The organism is uncultured Roseobacter sp. (assembly GCF_947496515.1).
GTDB lineage: Bacteria > Pseudomonadota > Alphaproteobacteria > Rhodobacterales > Rhodobacteraceae > Roseobacter.
In genome coordinates this window covers 230,504-249,073 of record NZ_CANMDB010000005.1, presented here as the reverse complement: position 1 = coordinate 249,073, position 18,570 = coordinate 230,504, and the positions used below count along the sequence as shown (strand labels likewise).

The 18,570-nt window shown below is 63.5% G+C and carries 17 protein-coding genes; 5 read left to right on the top strand and 12 right to left on the bottom strand.

All coding sequences use genetic code 11. The annotated features are described in order from the left end of the window. Nucleotides 1-280 precede the first annotated feature (280 nt). The 7 genes from Q1A53_RS11750 to Q1A53_RS11720 all read right to left on the bottom strand — a co-directional run bounded on the left by Q1A53_RS11750 (nucleotide 281) and on the right by Q1A53_RS11720 (nucleotide 8,991). Nucleotides 281-1,213, bottom strand: a complete 933-nt coding sequence (locus Q1A53_RS11750; RefSeq protein WP_299966644.1) for a glyoxylate/hydroxypyruvate reductase A — start codon at nucleotides 1,211-1,213, stop codon at nucleotides 281-283. Nucleotides 1,214-1,218: 5 nt separating this feature from the next. Then, nucleotides 1,219-2,358, bottom strand: a complete 1,140-nt coding sequence (rodA, locus tag Q1A53_RS11745; protein ID WP_299966642.1) for a rod shape-determining protein RodA — start codon at nucleotides 2,356-2,358, stop codon at nucleotides 1,219-1,221. Next, nucleotides 2,355-4,298 carry a penicillin-binding protein 2 gene (gene mrdA, locus Q1A53_RS11740; protein WP_299966639.1) on the bottom strand — a complete coding sequence of 648 codons (1,944 nt, stop codon included), beginning with the start codon at nucleotides 4,296-4,298 and terminating at the stop codon, nucleotides 2,355-2,357. The genes rodA and mrdA overlap by 4 nt, the downstream gene beginning before the upstream one ends. Before the next feature lie 31 nt (nucleotides 4,299-4,329). Further along, nucleotides 4,330-4,869: a rod shape-determining protein MreD gene (locus Q1A53_RS11735; protein WP_299966638.1), complete on the bottom strand. Its 540-nt coding sequence runs from the start codon at nucleotides 4,867-4,869 to the stop codon at nucleotides 4,330-4,332. Then, the gene (mreC, locus tag Q1A53_RS11730; RefSeq protein ID WP_299966635.1) at nucleotides 4,866-5,768 is read right to left on the bottom strand and encodes a rod shape-determining protein MreC; all 903 of its coding nucleotides are present in this window, start codon (nucleotides 5,766-5,768) and stop codon (nucleotides 4,866-4,868) included. The genes Q1A53_RS11735 and mreC overlap by 4 nt, the downstream gene beginning before the upstream one ends. Before the next feature lie 72 nt (nucleotides 5,769-5,840). Then, nucleotides 5,841-6,881: a rod shape-determining protein gene (locus tag Q1A53_RS11725; RefSeq protein WP_299966632.1), complete on the bottom strand. Its 1,041-nt coding sequence runs from the start codon at nucleotides 6,879-6,881 to the stop codon at nucleotides 5,841-5,843. A gap of 541 nt (nucleotides 6,882-7,422) precedes the next feature. Continuing rightward, the gene (locus Q1A53_RS11720; protein WP_299966629.1) at nucleotides 7,423-8,991 is read right to left on the bottom strand and encodes a 2-isopropylmalate synthase; all 1,569 of its coding nucleotides are present in this window, start codon (nucleotides 8,989-8,991) and stop codon (nucleotides 7,423-7,425) included. Between the two features lie 306 nt (nucleotides 8,992-9,297). Here Q1A53_RS11720 and Q1A53_RS11715 point away from each other — a divergent pair, with 306 nt between their 5' ends. Together Q1A53_RS11715 and Q1A53_RS11710 are read left to right on the top strand one after the other, a co-directional pair. After that, nucleotides 9,298-9,963, top strand: a complete 666-nt coding sequence (locus Q1A53_RS11715) for an SDR family NAD(P)-dependent oxidoreductase (protein ID WP_299966626.1) — start codon at nucleotides 9,298-9,300, stop codon at nucleotides 9,961-9,963. After that, on the top strand, nucleotides 9,960-11,486 hold the full coding sequence (locus tag Q1A53_RS11710; RefSeq protein ID WP_299966623.1) for a cryptochrome/photolyase family protein: 1,527 nt from the start codon (nucleotides 9,960-9,962) through the stop codon (nucleotides 11,484-11,486). The genes Q1A53_RS11715 and Q1A53_RS11710 overlap by 4 nt, the downstream gene beginning before the upstream one ends. 229 nt (nucleotides 11,487-11,715) lie before the next feature. On the opposite strand, the gene Q1A53_RS11705 is transcribed toward Q1A53_RS11710, so the two are convergent. After that, nucleotides 11,716-12,420 carry a hypothetical protein gene (locus Q1A53_RS11705; RefSeq protein ID WP_299966620.1) on the bottom strand — a complete coding sequence of 235 codons (705 nt, stop codon included), beginning with the start codon at nucleotides 12,418-12,420 and terminating at the stop codon, nucleotides 11,716-11,718. Then, the gene (locus Q1A53_RS11700) at nucleotides 12,392-12,679 is read right to left on the bottom strand and encodes a hypothetical protein (RefSeq protein ID WP_299966617.1); all 288 of its coding nucleotides are present in this window, start codon (nucleotides 12,677-12,679) and stop codon (nucleotides 12,392-12,394) included. Before Q1A53_RS11700 ends, Q1A53_RS11705 begins: the two co-directional genes overlap by 29 nt. Nucleotides 12,680-12,884: 205 nt before the next feature. On the opposite strand from Q1A53_RS11700, the gene Q1A53_RS11695 reads away from it, so the two are divergent. From Q1A53_RS11695 to Q1A53_RS11685, 3 genes are all read left to right on the top strand, one after another. Further along, on the top strand, nucleotides 12,885-13,415 hold the full coding sequence (locus tag Q1A53_RS11695; RefSeq protein ID WP_299966614.1) for a hypothetical protein: 531 nt from the start codon (nucleotides 12,885-12,887) through the stop codon (nucleotides 13,413-13,415). Between the two features lie 178 nt (nucleotides 13,416-13,593). After that, on the top strand, nucleotides 13,594-14,214 hold the full coding sequence (locus Q1A53_RS11690) for a ribonuclease HII (protein ID WP_299966612.1): 621 nt from the start codon (nucleotides 13,594-13,596) through the stop codon (nucleotides 14,212-14,214). 96 nt (nucleotides 14,215-14,310) lie between these two features. Continuing rightward, a complete protein-coding gene (locus tag Q1A53_RS11685; protein WP_299966609.1) occupies nucleotides 14,311-15,405 on the top strand; it encodes a site-specific DNA-methyltransferase in 1,095 nt (364 codons plus the stop codon). A 216-nt stretch (nucleotides 15,406-15,621) separates the two neighbouring features. Here the strand turns inward: Q1A53_RS11685 and Q1A53_RS11680 are convergent, their stop codons facing one another. From Q1A53_RS11680 to mutY, 3 genes are all read right to left on the bottom strand, one after another. Continuing rightward, the gene (locus Q1A53_RS11680) at nucleotides 15,622-16,044 is read right to left on the bottom strand and encodes a response regulator (RefSeq protein WP_299966607.1); all 423 of its coding nucleotides are present in this window, start codon (nucleotides 16,042-16,044) and stop codon (nucleotides 15,622-15,624) included. Nucleotides 16,045-16,093: 49 nt separating this feature from the next. Then, the gene (locus tag Q1A53_RS11675) at nucleotides 16,094-17,266 is read right to left on the bottom strand and encodes an alkane 1-monooxygenase (RefSeq protein ID WP_299966604.1); all 1,173 of its coding nucleotides are present in this window, start codon (nucleotides 17,264-17,266) and stop codon (nucleotides 16,094-16,096) included. 136 nt (nucleotides 17,267-17,402) lie between these two features. Continuing rightward, the gene (gene mutY, locus Q1A53_RS11670) at nucleotides 17,403-18,473 is read right to left on the bottom strand and encodes an A/G-specific adenine glycosylase (protein WP_299966602.1); all 1,071 of its coding nucleotides are present in this window, start codon (nucleotides 18,471-18,473) and stop codon (nucleotides 17,403-17,405) included. Nucleotides 18,474-18,570 lie beyond the last annotated feature (97 nt).

Here is an 18,570-nt window from a genome sequence, read left to right as displayed (position 1 = left end):
AAACTGTGCTGCTGCCATGAGCGGCGTTCAGGTCTGCGGCATCCTTGACCGGCGATTGATCCGTTTCTGACGCGGATTCGTTCAATCATGAAAGCACGGGCTCCGTGGCTTGCGGCTACAGTGTCCGGCCTCAAACCTGAGACGCCCGATGTCGGTATGGAAGCGCCGCCCGTTTTGCCAAAGGCAAACCTCCGGCTTGACAGGGCGGGACGGCGCGACAATGCCTGTTGCGCGGGCGTTCTGATCGAATCTGTGTGTCTCTGGTTGAAGGTGGGATGCTCTAATATCCGCTATCCCGGTCCACCAGGTTCAGAAGCGGCGCACCGGTCTCGCCGCGCTGAATGTTCTCCGCGATGACGCGCGCGGCAGTACTGGGTCGGGTTTCTGCAGCGATGTGGGGCGTGACGGTCACCTTGGGATGGGCCCAGAACGGGTGCGCCTCGGGGAGCGGTTCCACCCGAAAGACATCGAGTGTTGCACCCGCCAGTTTGCCGTTGTCGAGCGCCGCCATCAGGGCCGTATCGTCAATGAGAGGGCCCCGGCCGGGATTGATGACAAAAGCGCCCTGCGGCAGATGACCGATGGTGCGCGCGTTCAGGATATCTTCGGTTGCGGGCGTATCGGGCAGCAGCAGCACGAGGATCTGTGCCACGCGCAACGCTTGTTCCAGACCTGCCTCGCCGTGGTGGGTGGTCACACCGGCGATATCTTTCTTGCGGCGGCTCCAGCCATGGACCTCGAACCCGATCGTGATCAGTTTCTCTGCCACAGCGCTGCCAAGAGCGCCCATCCCGAGGATACAGACGCGGCGCTCAGATGCCAGTGGCGGCGTGTGCGCTTGCCAGACGTGGCCCGGGTTTACGATGTGGCGGTCCATGCCGAGGTGATAACGCATGACGTGGCCGGTTACCCATTCGGTCATCGATTGCGTCATGCCGGGATCGACCATCCGCGCGAGCGGGATTTTGAGCGTGGGGTTACCGACGATTTGCTCGACCCCCGCCCAGAGGTTCAGCACCGCCTTGGCGCGCGCATAGGGCGTGAAATCCTGCAGCGGCGAATTGGGTGCGTAGATGATGTAGTCCACCGTCTCGGGCGGCATCTCCTGAGACAGGGTCACCGGCAGATCCCGCTCGGCGAAAGCTGCGCGCAAGGAAGGCTCGTAACTGCTCCACCGATCCGGGCGAGCGGCGAAAAGGACATTGATGGACATTGCTTTTATCTCAGACGGTGGACATGGGCGCTTTGCATCAGGCCGAAGGCCAGCAGCAGGACCAGCATGGCCGAACCGCCGTAGCTGACCAGTGGCAGCGGCACCCCGACGACCGGCGCGAGCCCCATCACCATCGACATGTTGACCGCGAAGAACAAGAAGAAGTTAAGCGCAATCCCCAGGGTCAGCAGCGAGGAGAAGCGGTCCTTGTTGGTCAGTGCTGACCAGATGCAGAAGACGATGATGAGCGCATAGAGCCCCAGCAGGGAAATGCCGCCCAGAAAGCCGAACTCCTCCGCCAAGGTGGTGAAGATGAAATCGGTGTGCTTTTCGGGCAGGAAGTTCAGCCGGCTCTGTGTGCCTTGCATGAAACCGCGCCCCGTCCATCCGCCGGACCCCAGAGCGATCTTGGACTGGGTAATATGGTATCCCGCGCCCAGCGGGTCCGTACTGGGGTCCAGAAAGGTATCGATCCGGCGGAACTGATAATCCTGGATCAGCTGCCAGGAGGTGCCGCGCGATCTGAAAACGGCCGTTACCAGACCGATTGCACTGGTCAGAACCACAGCAAAATAGGCCCAATGCACCCCTGCGAGAAACATCAACCCGCCCCCCGCTGCGAGCAGCAGGATGGACGTGCCGAGATCGGGTTGGCGCAGGACCAGCGCTGTGGGGATCAGGATGGCGATCACCGGCAGCAGCACCCAGAAGGGGTGTGACGTGCGTTTTGCGGGGAGCCAATCGTAATAGGCCGCCAGAAACATGACGAGCGTGATCTTCATCAATTCAGAAGGTTGCAGGCGCATGAACCCGAGATCAATCCAGCGTTGCGCGCCCATTCCGACGGTCCCGAAGAGCTCGACCCCCACCAGCAGCGCGACCGTCATCAGATATCCCAGCCCGGCGAGCGACCGCCAGAACCAGATGGGTACCATTGCGACGCCCAGCATCAGCACAAAGCCGAGCGCGAACCGTTTCATCTGTGGTTCCGCCCAGGGGGAAAACGATCCGCCCGCCACCGAATAGAGCATCAGAAATCCCGCGCCCGAGACCGAGGCCAGCAAGAGTGCGACCGGCCAGTTCAGATAGAGGATCTTGCGCAGCCCAGTGGGCGCGGATTTAACGTTGTACTCAAGATAGCTCATGCCTGATCGCGCCCGACAAAGGAGGCCTGCGGTTGCATGCGCTGAAGCTCCTGCTGCTGAGCCTCGATACGCTCGCGGTCCTTGGTTGGGTAGGCTTCGAGGGGGGGCGGGCCGCCGTAGAGCGCCTGCAGCGTGATGTCCCGTGCGATGGGGGCGGCTGCCTTGGAGCCTCCGCCGCCGTGTTCCACGACCACCGCGACCGCGTATTTGGGCCGGTCAATCGGAGCGAAATTGACGAACAGCGCGTGATCGCGGCGTTCCCACGGCAGATCTTCGTTTCGGATGACCCCCGCCCGACGCTCCGCTGCGGTGATGTTGCGGACCTGACTGGTGCCCGTCTTGCCAGCCATGCGCATCGCATCCTCGATGATGCGGGATCCATAGGCTGTTCCGCGCCGGTCGTTGACCACTGCATTCATCGCACGGCGCATCTTGCGCAGGTTGTTTTCGTTCATCCCGAGGCTCTCTCCACCGCGGGGGGGCTGCTCCACCCCATCGACGGATTTGATCAACCGCGGCTCTACTGCCCGTCCGGTGGCGAGACGCGCGGTCATCACCGCCAGCTGCATGGGCGAGCTGAGCATGAATCCCTGCCCGATGGACACGTTGACCGTATCGCCGACGCGCCAGCTTTGCCCGTAGGTCTGCTGTTTCCATTCCATATTGGGCGCGAGCCCCTGGGCCACAGCGGACATCGGCACATCGTGTTTCACGCCAAGACCGAAACGGCGCGCCATGTCCGAGATCTTCTCGATCCCGACCTTGATCGCCAGATCGTAGTAGTACACATCGCAGGACCGTTTCAGCGAAGTCTGCAGGTCGACCCAGCCGTGCCCCGCGCGTTTCCAGCAATGGAACCGGCGGCCCGAGACCTCCAGATGACCGGGGCAATAGACAGTATCGTCGGGTCCGATCAGCCCGGCCTCGAGCGCGGCCATGGCCGTGATCATTTTGAAGGTGGAGCCGGGGGGGTAGAGCCCCTGCACCGTCTTGCTGGCCAGCGGACGGTACTTGTTTTCCGTCAGGCTGCTGTAATCCCTGACAGAAATTCCCCGCACGAAAAGGTTGGGATCAAACGTCGGCGCCGAGGCGCACGCCAGAACATCACCGTTGTCGCAGTCCATGATCACGGCGCTGGCGCTCTCGGACGCCAAGCGGGCCTGAACGTAGCCTTGCAGTTTCGCATCCACGGTCAGTTGGACATCGGCGCCGGGCGTGCCCTCCTTGCGGCTGAGCTCGCGCATCACACGACCGGCGGCGTTGACCTCCACCCGCTTGGCGCCTGCCTTGCCGCGCAACAGGGGTTCCAGCTTGGTCTCCACCCCCACTTTGCCGATCTGGAACCGCGGTATCCGCAACACGGGTTCAGGGTCGGTTATCTTGCTGAGGTCGTAATCCGACACAGGACCTACATAGCCCAGCACATGCGCAAAATCGGATCCCTGTGGGTAAATGCGGCTCAGGCCCACTTCCGGCGTCACGCCGGGCAGGGCTGGCGCGTTGACTGACACGCGGCTGATGTCTTTCCAACTGACATCTTCAGCGATGGTCACCGGTAGGAAAGACGGTGAACGGCGCAGCTCTTCCCGCGTCCGGTCGAGCTCTTCGGGGGCAAGTTCGATGATGGTGGCCAGCCGGTCCAGCACGGCATCCACATCACCTGCATCTTCGCGCACGATGACGATCCGGTAGGAGGGAGCGTTCTGTGCCAGTCGCATGCCATTGCGGTCGAAAACCTCGCCGCGGGCGGGCGGGATGAGCCGGACATTGATCCGGTTTTCCTCGGCGAGCAGGCGGAACTGGTCCGCCTGATCCACCTGAAGATACCGCATGCGCGCGGCAAGCCCGCCGATGAACAACAGCTGTGCGCCACCCAGAAGCGCCGCCCGGCGGGAAATACGCCGGTGGCTGAAATCCGTCTCTGCGCGGGTTTTTTTCATGCGGCCCCTCGTGTGCAGAAGGTCAGGCGGTTCATAGTCGGGCCCCGCTTCCGTCCAGATCACCGGGGACGGGTTTGCGAACGCGCATCAGCCCGTGGGTAACGGCAACGACCAGCGGGTAGAACAGAATTGTCATGACCAGTTCGATGGCCGTCAAGCCGAAAGAGGGCAGATCCACCAGTGTCACCATCAAACCGGCCCGGTAGCCGATCGTCACGGCGGCCAGCACGATGCAAACGCTCAGCCATTCACCGGTAAACCCTGTGTCACGCAGCCCGCGCGCCCGGGCCTTGAGGCTTTCGCAGCCCAGCAGCGCAAGAGCTGCCCAGAGTCCGGGCGGTCGCTGCAGCAGCAAGTCGGCCAGCAAAAAGAGCCCCGCCAAGGCCAGGATCGGTACGTACTCAGGCCGACGCAGGCTCCATGCGCAGGCAAAACCGAGCAGCAGATCCGGTCCGACCCAGCGTTGCGGTGTGGTCTCAAGCGGCAGAAGGTGGAAGAAAAGGATCGCGCAGACCAGCAGCGCAAAGGCCAGTCGCATGCTCCACAGTCGGGCCAGAGGCAGCTCGCTCATGAGTCTGTGTCCTCTGGCGCGGGACCCTGTGGTTCGGGCAGTTGCGGGCCGATGATCTGCGCGGTCTCCGAGACCGGCTCGATCCCGTGGTGGCGCAACACGCGCAGGAACTCCAACCGCTCGTAATCCGCCGCAAGCCGGACGCGCAGGCGCCCAGCGGGATCGAGTGCGACCTGACCGATCAGCAGCCCGGCGGGGAAGACGCCGCCGTCACCGGTGCTGATGACCCGCTGGCCGGGATTGACCAGATCGCTGTCTTCGAGAAACTCGATAGGCGGTGCTGCGGAGTTGTCACCCGAGACGATCACGCGCTGGCCCGAGGGTTGGATGACCGCCGGGATCCGGCTCGACGCGTCGGTGAGCAGTATCACACGAGAGGTATTCTCCCCCACACCGGAGATGCGGCCCACGACACCGATCCCGTCCATGGTGGCCCAGCCGTCAACGACACCGTCCCGACCGCCCACATTCAGCAGTACCGACTGCCGGAAGGGTGAGCCGCTGTCGGCCAGCACCACGCCAGTGATGTAGGTCAGCCGCGGATCGAGCCGCACGTTGTTGAGATCCAGCAGCCGGGCGTTTTCCTGCTCCAGTTGCAGTGCGGCCTCTTTCCAGGCCTGCATCCGGCGCAGTTCCGAGCGCAACTCGCTGTTCTGCTCCGCCAGCCGCTGGTAGCTCTGGAAATCCTGCAGCAGGTTGATCAGGCCCGTCACCGGGGCCATCGCCCAGTCGAGGTTGGGCACGAACTGATCGGTCACTTGCGCGCGGAACCGTTCCACGCGCGGGCTGTCGATGCGCCAGACCAGAAACACGGCCAGCAGGCAGAGCGCCATGACGCTCAGCAACAACCGGCTCAGCGGGCCGGTGTAGTCACTGCTGTTGGGCCGTTCCTTGGCCATGGTCCGCGTCTCCTACCCCGGGTGCGGGCAGGGCGCTCCTGCCGCTGTCGGGTGATTGTGTCCCGCCATGGATCAACTGTCGTAGTCGATGGCGTGACGCAATTGCTTTTCGAACTCCAGCGCCTTGCCGGTGCCGAGCGCCACGCAATTGAGCGACTCATCCGCGATCGACACGGCGAGGCCCGTCTGCTCCCGCAGCGCAAGATCCAGATCGCCCAGCAGCGCGCCGCCGCCCGTCAGCATCACGCCGCGGTCCACGATGTCGGCGGCCAGATCCGGTGGCGTGGTCTCAAGCGCCGTCATCACCGCTTCGCAGATCTGCTGCACCGGTTCGGCCAGCGCCTCTGCGATCTGGGCCTGGGTCACTTCGATTTCCTTGGGCACGCCATTGAGCAGATCGCGTCCGCGGATCTGCATGGACGTGCCGCGCCCGTCATCGGGCATCCGCGCCGTGCCGATGGAGGTCTTGACCCGCTCCGCCGTCGTCTCGCCCACGAGCAGGTTTTGCTGACGCCGCAGGTAGCTGATGATCGCCTCGTCCATTCGGTCGCCACCGACCCGCACCGAGCGCGCGTAGACGATGTCGCCCAATGACAGCACCGCGACCTCGGTCGTGCCGCCGCCGATGTCCACGACCATGTTGCCGGTTGGGTCGGTGATGGGCATGCCGGCGCCGATGGCGGCCGCAATGGGTTCCGCGATCAGGCCTGCCCGCCGGGCCCCCGCGCTCAACACCGACTGGCGGATCGCGCGTTTCTCCACCGGCGTCGCCCCGTGGGGAACGCAGACGATGATCTTGGGCTTGGAAAAGGTGGAACGTTTGTGCACCTTGCGGATGAAATGTTTGATCATCTCTTCGGCAGTGTCGAAATCCGCGATCACCCCCTCGCGCATGGGGCGGATGGCCTCGATGCTGCCGGGCGTGCGGCCTAGCATCAGCTTGGCATCCTCGCCCACGGCCAGCACTTTTTTGACCCCATCCTTGACATGGTAGGCGACCACCGAAGGTTCTGACAGGATCACGCCGCGCCCCTTCACGTAGACCAGCGTGTTTGCGGTGCCGAGATCAATGGCCATGTCCGATGAAAACAGACCGCGGAATTTGTCAAACATTGGGTTTCAACCTTGCTCGAATGTGTTTTGGGCCGCCTCCTTCTGAAGGTCGACCGTTATGCACTTATAGGCTTAGCCCCGTTAAGGTGAAAGAGACGTTAACAAAGATGTAGGCAGCATGTTGCTTTTAACGAAATTGTCGATAAGCCAGCGCGCGCAGGGCGTCACCGTGCCTGTCACGATCCCCTGAACGCTTAAAATGCATCGCGAAAAAGGGCCGGAAAATACGATCATCACCCGCAAAGCAACGATGGCTCTGGCGTTTTGTGCCGTTGCTGCCTGCGCCCCGGGAGGAGGGTGCTGCCCTTGCGCGCGCACCCGTCTCGGCGATCCCGGATCTGCCGACCTTTATGTGGAAGACGCGATCCTGTGAAAGAAAAGGAGAAGCCGTGTCCGAGCGCAGCGTCGTTCCGGCCATCACCGACTGTACCATTGTCGCGGACGCCCCAATTCCGGCCGCGCCAAGGGTGCCTTGCCTGCCCGCTGGGAATGCGCGGATGACATCGGCAGGGTGGCTGCCGACGTCGAAGGGATCGCTGATCTAGCTGACATCCTTGTAGCTGATCTCGGGCCGGTCCTTGCCACCCTTTTCGCGCCGCACGAGCAGGCGATTGAGCGCGTGGATATAGGCCAGCGCCGAGGCGACGACCGTATCGGTGTTGGCCGATTGCCCCGTTACGATGCGGCCCTCTTCCTCCATCCGGACGGAGACGGTCGCCTGCGCATCGGTGCCTTCCGTGACAGCGTGCACCTGGTAGAGCTGCAGCCGGGCTGCGTGGGGCACCAGCGCCTTGATCGCGTTGAAGGAGGCGTCCACCGGCCCGTCGCCGGTTTGGGTGGTGGATTTCTCCTGACCGTCGACCTCCATCACCAGATCGGCCTGTTGTGGACCGTCGGTGCCGCAGACGACCTTGAGCGAGGTCAGTTTCAGCCGATCGTTCTCGGGATCTGAGGAGGTGCGCATGAGCGCGATCAGATCATCGTCGTAGATTTCCTTTTTGCGATCAGCGAGTTCCTTGAACCGGACGAAGACATCCTTGAGCTGATTGTCACCCAGCTCGAACCCCAGATCCTCAAGCTTGGAGCGTAACGCGGCGCGGCCCGAATGCTTGCCCATCACGAGGTTCGTCTCGCTCAGGCCCACGTCCTCAGGGCGCATGATCTCGAAGGTCTCGGCGTTCTTGAGCATGCCGTCCTGGTGGATTCCGCTTTCGTGGGCAAAGGCGTTCTTGCCGACGATGGCCTTGTTGAACTGCACCGGAAAGCCCGAGACCGTCGCGACCCGGCGGGAGATGTTCATCAGCTTGGTGGCGTCGATGCGGGTCTGATAGGGCATGATGTCGTTGCGCACCTTCATGGCCATCACGACCTCTTCCAGTGCGGTATTCCCCGCCCGCTCGCCCAGACCATTGATGGTGCATTCGATCTGCCGCGCGCCTGCCTCGACTGCCGCCAGAGAATTGGCCGTCGCCATGCCGAGATCGTTATGGCAGTGGGTGGCAAATGTGATCTCGTCGGCGCCGGGCACACGGTCGAGCAGCATGGCGATGAGCGCTGCGGATTCGCGCGGGGCGGTATAGCCGACGGTGTCGGGGATGTTGATCGTCGTCGCCCCGCATTTGATCGCGATTTCCACCACGCGGCAGAGGTAGTCCTCCTCTGTTCGGGTCGCATCCATGGGCGACCACTGCACGTTGTCGCAGAGGTTGCGGGCATGGGTCACAGTCTGCTCAATTCGCTCCGCCATCTGGTCCATGTCCAGGTTGGGGATGGCGCGGTGCAGAGGCGAAGTGCCGATAAAGGTATGAATACGCGGGGATTTCGCGTGTTTCACGGCCTCCCAACAGCGGTCGATATCGCCGATCTGGGCGCGGGCCAGACCGCAGATCACGGCGTTCTTGCTCTGCCTGGCGATTTCGGAGACGGCGGCGAAGTCACCGTCCGAGGCGATGGGAAAACCCGCCTCGATAATGTCCACACCCATCTCGTCGAGCAGGGCCGCGATCTCCAGCTTTTCGGCATAGGTCATGGTGGCGCCCGGGCTCTGTTCGCCGTCGCGCAAAGTGGTGTCGAAAATCAGGACCCGGTCCTGTTGGCTCTTGTCTGTCATGGGATTGGTCTTTCGTTGTCTGCTGATGTCGGTGGCGCGCGGCACGGGTCCCTCTGAGCGGGCGCGCCGGAGGGCACGCTCAGAGGCGTGTTAGCAGCAGTCGGGCGGCGGCGGGCGCGGGGAAGAGCTGCGCGCAAGGGTATGTCTGAGCCTGAACCATGGACGGCGTTATACCTGCACGAGCGAAAATGGGAAGGTGGTTTTCGACGAAAATCGTCGCAGTTTGCCGGGTGCCGCAGGTCACGGGCTTGAAGCGGAAGGCGGTGCCGCTAGGTGGCGGGTCTGCAACAGGATAGACGGCTGGCGATGAAAAGAGCTTTGATCATAGGGGCTTCCGGCGGGATCGGTGCTGCACTCGTTGCGGCCTGCCGGGCGCGCGGCGATGAGGTGACGGGGCTGTCTCGCTCGGTCGACGGGTTGGAGATCACCGAGGAGGAAAGCGTTGCCGAGCACGTCGGCAATCAGGCCGACCCTTTCGACCTGGTGGTTGTCGCAACCGGTGCCCTTGAAATCGACGGTGCGGCACCCGAGAAGACGGTCAAGGGCGTTACGAAACACGCGCTCATGGATCAGTTCGCGGTGAACGCCCTTGGTCCCGCCCTTGTCCTGCGTCATGCCCATGATCTGCTGCCGCGCGACCGGCGGGCCGTGTTTGCGGTGCTGTCGGCTCGCGTTGGCTCCATCGGGGACAATTGGATCGGCGGCTGGATCAGCTACCGCAGCGCCAAGGCCGCGGTGAACCAGATCGTGCACACCTCGGCGATCGAGCTGGCGCGGAGCCACAAGGAAGCGATCTGTGTCAGCCTGCATCCCGGCACAGTCGCGACGCCTTTTACGCAGAAATATCTGGGCCGCCATCCGTCGGTCGCGCCCGAGCAAGCCGCAGAGAATTTGTTGAATGTTATTGATAGCTTGACGCCTGAGCAGACGGGGCAGTTTTTTGACTGGGCAGGCAAGGCGGTGCCGTGGTGAGCCGCCTGATCCTGGTTCTGGGAGACCAGCTGAGCCCGGGGTTGAGCGCCTTGCGTGAGGCTGATCGCGATCATGACGTGGTGGTGATGGCCGAGGTCGCGGATGAGACGGATTACGTCCGGCATCATCCCAAGAAGATCGCGCTGATCTTTGCCGCCATGCGCAAGTTTGCAGCCAGGCTGCGCGCGGAGGGCTGGGATGTCCGCTACAGCCAGCTGGATGACACGGAAAACGCAGGCTCCATCGTCGGTGAGCTGCTGCGCCGGGCGGAGGAGACGGGCGCGTCGGAGGTGCTGGCCACCGAGCCCGGAGAATGGCGGCTGATCGAGGCTTTGCGGGAGGCACCTGTCAAGGTTCAAATCCTGTCCGATGAGAGGTTTATCGCGTCACATCAGGAGTTTGAGGCATGGGCCGAGGGGCGTAAAGCCTTGCGGATGGAGTATTTCTACCGCGAGATGCGGCGCAAGACAGGGCTGTTGATGGAGGGAGATAAACCCAGCGGGGGCAAGTGGAATTTCGACCATGAAAACCGCAAGCCCGCGCCCGGGGAAGTCGATTTCAATGGGCCGATGCAATTCACGCCGGATGATACGGTGGAAGAGGTGCTGGCGCTGGTCGAGGCGCGCTTTGGCAACCACTTCGGCGCGCTTCGTCCTTTCTGGTTTGCGACCACCGAAGGAGAGGCGCGGCGGGCGCTACGTCATTTTATTTCAAAGGCTTTGCCGAAATTCGGCGATTACCAGGACGCGATGCTGACCGAGAACCGGTTTCTCTATCACGCGGTGATCTCTGCCTATATCAACATCGGGCTGCTCGACCCGCTGGAGGTCTGCGAGAAGGTCGCAGAGGCCCATGCCGCGGGGGATGTCCCGATCAATGCGGCCGAAGGGTTCATCCGGCAGATCATCGGCTGGCGAGAGTACATGCGGGGCATCTACTTTCTGGAAGGGCCGGACTATACCGGGCGCAACGGGTTGGGGCACAAGAGGGATCTGCCGGAGCTGTTCTGGGGCGGCAAGACAGATATGCTGTGCCTGGAGAAAGCGGTAGGCCAGACCCGGGATGAGGCCTACGCTCACCACATCCAACGTCTTATGATCACGGGGAATTTTGCGCTGCTTGCGGGACTCGACCCGCATCAGGTGCATGAGTGGTATCTGGCGGTTTACATGGATGCGTTCGAATGGGTTGAGGCGCCCAATGTCATCGGGATGAGCCAGTTTGCCGACGGCGGGATCATCGCCTCAAAGCCCTATGTATCGAGCGGCGCCTACATCAACCGAATGTCGGATTACTGCAAGGGGTGCACATATTCGGTCAGCAGGAAGACGGGGGAAGGGGCATGTCCGTTCAACCTTCTTTATTGGCATTTTCTCGACCGGCACCGGACGCGTTTTTCGAAAAACGCGCGCATGGGGAATATGTACCGTACCTGGGACAGGATGGACGACGACCGGCGCGAGACGGTGCTGCGGGAAGCGGAGGGGTTCCTCAAGCGGCTCGATGCGGGCGAGGCGGTGTGAACCCGCCGCGCGGCGGGTTACCTGCCCGCACTGCCATTCGCTCGTTAACGGTTGATTTTGGGGCAAGATTCCACATCGGTATTGTGTCGGTATCACGTCGGTATTCTGTCGGTGCACGCATCGGTATTGGTGCCGGTTAACGCGGCGGTCTTAACGATTCAGACGGCGACGGCGCTGGGCTGCGCCCTCGCCCCGCCCACCGTCCCGCATCCCGGGATCGCCCCGAGGGTCAGATGACCTTGATCACATCCTTGTCGATGGACAGCATGTAGCCGCGCCGGGCGATGTTCTTGACCAGCAGCTCTGCCACGATCTGGTTGCCCAGCGTATCGCGCAGCCGCTTGATCCGGGTGGCACCGGCGGCCTCGTCGCAGTCCGAGGCGCTGCGGCCCGAGATCACCCCTTCGATCTGCGCGCCCGACAGGATGTCATCGTCCATGCGGGCTTCTGCCAGCACCGACATCGTCTCCATCGCCGCATCCGTCAGCCGGAAACCCAGATTGTTGAGATAGACGGTGTTCTCCTCGCGGCTGATCAGCAGCGAATTGACCTGGATGCCCGCGCGTTCGATCTGGGCGACCCGGCGGTTGACGCTGACCAGCATGACCAGAAACACCAGTGCGGCGACCAGCATCGCCGTGGCAAAGACCAAAAGCACGAAGATCACCATCCGGTAGCTCATCAGCGTATCGGAAAAGGCCGTGCCGGACTGGGCCAGGATCTCCAGCAACTTGATCTCAGCCTGTTCGGTCAGATCGTTGTTCTCGACAAAGAGCCGTTCGACCCGCGCGTTGAAGGCGTTTGCATCCGGCAGGGCCCAGAACAGCACCCCCGCCGCCAGCAGCAGAATGGCCACGATGCTGGCGATGCCCACGGTCACGAGGCGCCCCCCGGCGCGGCGCATCTCAGAAGCGGAGGAAGTAGGCGCCTGCACTGTCTTTCCTTTCTGCAAGGCCTGCTTCGTCGAAGACCGAGACGACGTTGAGAAGCGTCCAGCCCTGCGCGGCCAGTCGGGCGGTGAGTTCTGCCTCGGCGGCCTGTTGAGAGCAACCGGACACCTCGGCAACACCGTAGTGCAGGCGCAGCGGGTCGTCCTGCTTGGCCTTGTAATCAGCGTAGCAGCCCGCCGCATGAGCGGGGATGGATAGGCTGAGGGCGGTGGCAAGGCCCAGGCACGTGAGGCGGAGTCTCATGCCGCAAGACTGCGCGCGGACGAGAAGATATTCAATGACAAAAGGCACTTGGGGCAGCTGTTATCTGATAACGCGGCGCTGATATTGCCTTGCCGCACCGCCATGACCCAGATGACAGCAACCGCGGCGGGATCGGCTTTCCATCGATCCCTCGGCGCGGCGCAAACCATATGAGAGGGCCGTCATGCACCGGAAATTCATCGCAATGATCGTCGCGACCGCCATGGCCGTAACCGCCTTGGGGTCGGCCCCGGCACGGGCCGATGAGGATGTACTGCGCGCGCTGGCGGCAATTGCCGGGATCGCGATCGTCGGCAAGATCATCTATGACCAGCAGACGCGCGCGGACAAAAAGGTCGTGACACCGCGACGCGCAGACAAAAAGGTCGTGACACCGAGGCGCGCGGACAAGAAGGTCGTGACGCCCAAGCGAGCGGAGAAGCGGGTCGTGACACCCGGGCGCTACAACGCGTCAACCCGCACCTACGATCTGAAGCCCCGTCCGTTGCCGGAGCGCGCGCAGCGGCGCCTTCTGCCCGGCGACTGCCTGCGCTCGGCGGAGACACGGGACGGGCGGGTGAGGTATTTCGGCCGCGGGTGCCTTCAACAGAATTACGCCCGGTTTGACCATCTGCCGGAAGCCTGTGCGGTCCGGTTTCGGGCGGATCGTGGCACGCGGCGCGGGTACGAGGCGCGCTGTCTGGCCGACCGGGGATACCAATTGGCCCGCCGCTGAGGACGGGTCGATGCAGGGCGGTGATGTATGAGCCGACCCTGACCTGGGGAAGGAGCATTCGGGTGTTTCTTCCCCTTTTTAACCAGTAACGCGCGCCCTCCGGCCCCCGGGGGCGCGCTTTTCCTTTGCCCGGACGTGGGGGCTTGTGCCGGGGCCCGGATCGGGGGATCACAGGCGGATGATGCCGGATTTTGAATTCGAGGCCGCGGCCTATGCGGCGGGGGCCCTGCGGGTGGCGGGGCTGGACGAGGTCGGGCGCGGGCCTTTGGCCGGGCCTGTGACCGCCGCTGCCGTGGTTCTTGACCCCGCGCGGATCCCCGAGGGATTGAACGATTCCAAACAGATCCCGGCGAAAAAGCGGGTCGCGCTGGCGGAAGCGCTGGCGGAAATGGCGCAAGTGTCGGTGGCGCATGCCTCCGTGGCGGAGATCGAAACGCTGAACATCCTGCAAGCCAGCCACCGTGCGATGCGGCGCGCGGTGGCAGGGCTGGCCATGGCGCCCGATCACCTGCTGATTGACGGAAGCATGCTCCCCAAAGGGATGGGCGCGCCGGCCCAAGGCATCGTCAAGGGAGATACGCGGTGTTTGTCGATTGCGGCGGCCTCCATCATTGCCAAGGTGACGCGCGACCGGCTGATGGTGGATTTGGCGCAACAGCACCCCGGCTACGGCTGGGAGACCAACATGGGATATGGATCGAAAAGCCACATATCGGCGCTTCAAGATCTCGGGGTCACCCCACACCATAGACGAACGTTTCGCCCCGTCCACAACATCTTGTATCAAGAAAAAAGCTAAGACCTTGATTCAATAAAGAAATTGACCGCGAATCGCCTTTGACTCATGGTTGTCTGCAACAAGGTGTGATCACGCACCGGGGCAGAGGCAAAAACGATGACACAGACGAAAGGCGCGGCTGCGCTTCCACTCAATACGATTCTGGCGGGCGATTGCATTGCCGAGATGAACCGTTTGCCCGCGGAGTCGGTGGACCTGATCTTTGCGGATCCTCCCTATAATCTGCAGCTGAAAGGCACGTTGCACCGGCCCGACAACAGCGAGGTGGACGCGGTTGACGACGACTGGGACCAGTTTGCGAGCTTCAACGCCTATGATGAGTTCACCCGGGCCTGGTTGAAGGCGGCCCGTCGATTGCTCAAGCCGCACGGGGCGATCTGGGTCATTGGCAGCTATCACAACATCTTTCGCGTGGGATCCGCGCTGCAGGACGCGGGGTTCTGGATCCTGAACGACGTGGTCTGGCGCAAGTCGAACCCGATGCCGAATTTTCGCGGCAAGCGGTTCACCAACGCCCATGAGACGATGATCTGGGCGGGAAAATCCGAGGACAGCAAGTATACGTTCAACTACGAGGCGCTGAAGGCGCTGAACGAAGGGATCCAGATGCGCTCTGACTGGGTGCTGCCGATTTGTACCGGGCACGAGCGGCTGAAGGATGCGGCTGGCGACAAGGCGCATCCCACCCAGAAACCCGAAAGCCTGCTGCACCGGATCCTGGTGGGCTCAAGCAACCCGGGCGATGTGGTGCTGGATCCGTTTTTCGGGACGGGCACGACGGGGGCTGTGGCGAAGATGCTGGGGCGGGAGTTCATCGGGATCGAGCGTGAGGCGGCCTATCGCGCGGTGGCCGAGACGCGGATCGCCAAGGTGCGGCGGTTCGAGCGCGAGGCGCTGCAGGTCTCGACCTCTAAACGTGCGGAGCCGCGGGTGCCGTTCGGGCAGTTGGTGGAGCGTGGCATGCTGCGCCCCGGCGAGGCGCTCTATTCGCCGCGGGGACATGTGGCGAAGGTGCGGGCCGATGGCACGCTGATCGGGGGCGAGGTGAAGGGGTCCATCCATCAGGTGGGCGCGCATCTGGAAGGGGCACCAAGCTGCAATGGCTGGACCTACTGGACCTTTCGCCGCGACGGCGAGCAGGTGCCCATCGACGTTTTGCGACAGCAGATCCGGGCGGAGATGCGCAACTGATTTAATGAAAGACAACCGACCCGAGACGGCGTCGGATACGCTGGCCCGCCTGATGGCACAGCGATAATCCCGCCGATGCTGCAAGCTCAGCCGGGTCTCACACACCCGGACAATTGGAACACCGCCGGTGCCTGCGGCCTGATCAAGGGCTGCGCCTGAGGGCACTCACCTGAGCCCCGCCCGTTTGTGGCGGGGCCTTTTTGTCGCGAGGCCGGGTCAGGCCAGCGGTCTGGGCGATGGCCTGTGGTGCATGGCTGCGTGGATGTAGCGCGCGCCGAAGTCGGATTTGCTGACGACATGGATGACGCCGGCCGCCTGCGCCTTGTCGAACATGAAAGGGGTGGGCCAGTCGCTGACGATCACGATCGGGATATGCGCAAAATGCGGTTGGGCCGCGAGTTCGGTCGCGAAATTGGCCCCTGTCCCGTCGGGCAGATTGTTGTCGAGCAGGATGAACCCGGTCGGATAGCGCAGCACATGAGCCCATGCCTCGCCAATGGTGGCGGCCACCGCGACCTCAAGCGTCTTGAAACTGCGATCGATGATGCGCTTGATACGCTCCTGATCAAAGGTGCTGTCTTCCACGATCAGGCAGGTCTGGGTCTTGGGCCTTCGTGATAGGGCAAGTTGGCGCTGCATCGTTACATCCCGCAAAAATCACACACGGGCCATAATTACGCCAGAAAGTTTAAGATCTGATGAGTCGGTGTGAGCCGGGCAGGGGGTTCGTGGCCGCGTTATAGGCCGACCAGTCGGTGATCCGGGGATAGTGACGTTGGCGCCAGCGGCGCACGCGCGGGTTCATCACCCGACGCCAGAGCGGGGGGATCATCGCCAGTGTCGTCATGACCGGGTAGCCATAGGGCAGCTGTGGCGCGTCGTCCTCGGAATAGGTCTGCAGCACCGGAAAGCTGCGGTCGGGCTTGGCGTGATGATCGGAGTGGCGCTGCAGGTTGATGAGCAGCCAGTTGGACATGCGCTGCTCTGCGTTCCAGGAATGATGCGGGCCGACGGGTTCGTATTTGCCGCCGCCCAGATGCGCGCGGGTCAGCCCGTAGTGTTCGATGTAGTTCACCAGCTCCAGCTGCCAGATTGCGGTGCCCGCCTGCACGGCAAAGAGCGCAAGCCCGGTCCAGCCGCCCAGGCCAAAGGCCAGCGCCAGCATCCCCGCCTGCAAGGCCCAGTAGCGAAAGAACGGGTTCGACAGGTGATACCACGGCTGGCCGCGGCGCGCGCGCATGGCCGCCTCGGCCCGGAAGGCAGAGCGTAGGGATTGCCACAGTACCCGCGGGTAGTAGCGGTGAAACCCTTCGTTGTAGCGCGCGGTCACAGCATCGGCGGGGGTGCCCACGTGGCGGTGGTGGACCAGCATATGCTCGGACCGGAAGTGGGAATAGAGCACCATGGAGAGCAGGATATCGGCGAGCCAGCGTTCGGTGCGGCTGCGCCGGTGCATGAGCTCGTGGCTGTAATTGATGCCCACGGTACCGGTGACGACGCCCACCCCGAAAAACAGCGCTGTCAGTTCGCCGCCGCCGAGGTGGTCGGCCCGCGGTGCGTACCACAGCAGGCCGAAGAGAAGGCAGAATTGCACCGGTGTCCAGATGAGCGTGATGGCGCGGTACCAGAACAGGTCTGCGGGGTCGGTGTCCGGGTCTGCGTTGGCGCTCTCTCGTCCCAGTGCCGCGTCGAGCGCGGCGGAAAGATACCAGGTGAGCAGCGGCAGCAGCGCCAGGGTCCAGCCGCCTTGCGTCGCCGTCCAGCAGGCCAGCGGCACCAGCAGCAGCGACACCCAGAAGGGAGCGGCACGGGCCGGGCGCGTGAGGTCGGCGAGCGGGATGTAGCGGCTTTGGGATGTCATGGCATTGCCTCTTGAGCGCGGCTAGTTTAGCCGCCCGCGCCAGTTTGGCCAACCGCGACGTGGTGTTCAAAGTGACGCGGGGCGGCGCATTTCGCTGGATCCGCCGTTTTGGCCAAACATGTCCGTTGCTGCGCCGCTAGGGTTTCAGGCGCGGATCGCCCTGCGCCAGATCGAAGACCTTGCGCATGACCGTGGGCAGGTCTGAGGGCCGAAACTCCGATGCCGCGCGAAAGCTGCCGCGGGTGGGTGTCGCCGCCTGCGGGGCCCGTGCGATCTGTACATCCAGGATCAGGTGGAAATGGGTGAAGGTGTGGCGCACCTCACCGGCGAGCGCGGTCCAGTCAGCAGGCAGGGGCGGCGGTGCCTCTGGCGGCGTTTCGGCCCAGTCGGAACCGGGCCAGCCGAGCATGCCGCCCAGCAGGCCCTTGTCGGGCCGCGTCTCCAGCAGCCAGGCACCATCCGCGCGCCGCGCGACGAAAACGGTGCCGCGGCGGGTCGGTTTAGGTTTCTTGGGCGTCTTGCGCGGCAGATCCGGGGCGGTGCCCTGGATGCGCGCGACACAGGGGTCGCGCCAGGGGCAGATGCCGCAGGCAGGCGAGGTGGGCGTGCAGATGGTGGCACCCAGATCCATGACCGCCTGAGCATAGTCGCCGGGGCGCTGCTGCGGGGTGAGGGCTTCGGCACGGGCCATCAGCTCTGGCTTGGCGGCGGGCAACGGCGTGTGAATGTCATGGAGCCGCGCCATCACCCGCTCCACATTGCCGTCAAGCACGGCGTGCGGCAGATCAAAGGCGATGGAGGCGATGGCCGACGCGGTATAGGGCCCGATCCCCGGCAGTTTGAGCAGGGCGGCGTGATCGGCGGGGAACCGGCCACCGTGTTCGGCCACCACCTGCCGCGCGCATTTCAGCAGGTTGCGCGCGCGGGCGTAGTAGCCCAGGCCCGCCCAGGCGCCCATGACATCCGCATCCTGCGCCGCGGCGAGATCTTCGACCCTCGGCCACCGCTCCGTGAAGGCGCGGAAGTAGTCGCGCACGGTGGCCACGGTGGTCTGCTGCAGCATCACCTCGGAGAGCCACACCCGGTAGGGATCGGGGCGCTGGCCCGCCTTGCGGTCGGCGGGTGCCACACGCCAGGGCATCACCCGGGCGTGCATATCGTACCACGCCAGCAGGCTGTCGCTCAGCGCATAAGGGTCGGGGGTCATGTCACGCAATCTTTATGGCGCTCCGCTGGCTTTGACTGGTTGCCGCGCGCGGGACAGGGTATGCTGCGCGCGAAGAGTTTCGTCCGGGACCATAGCA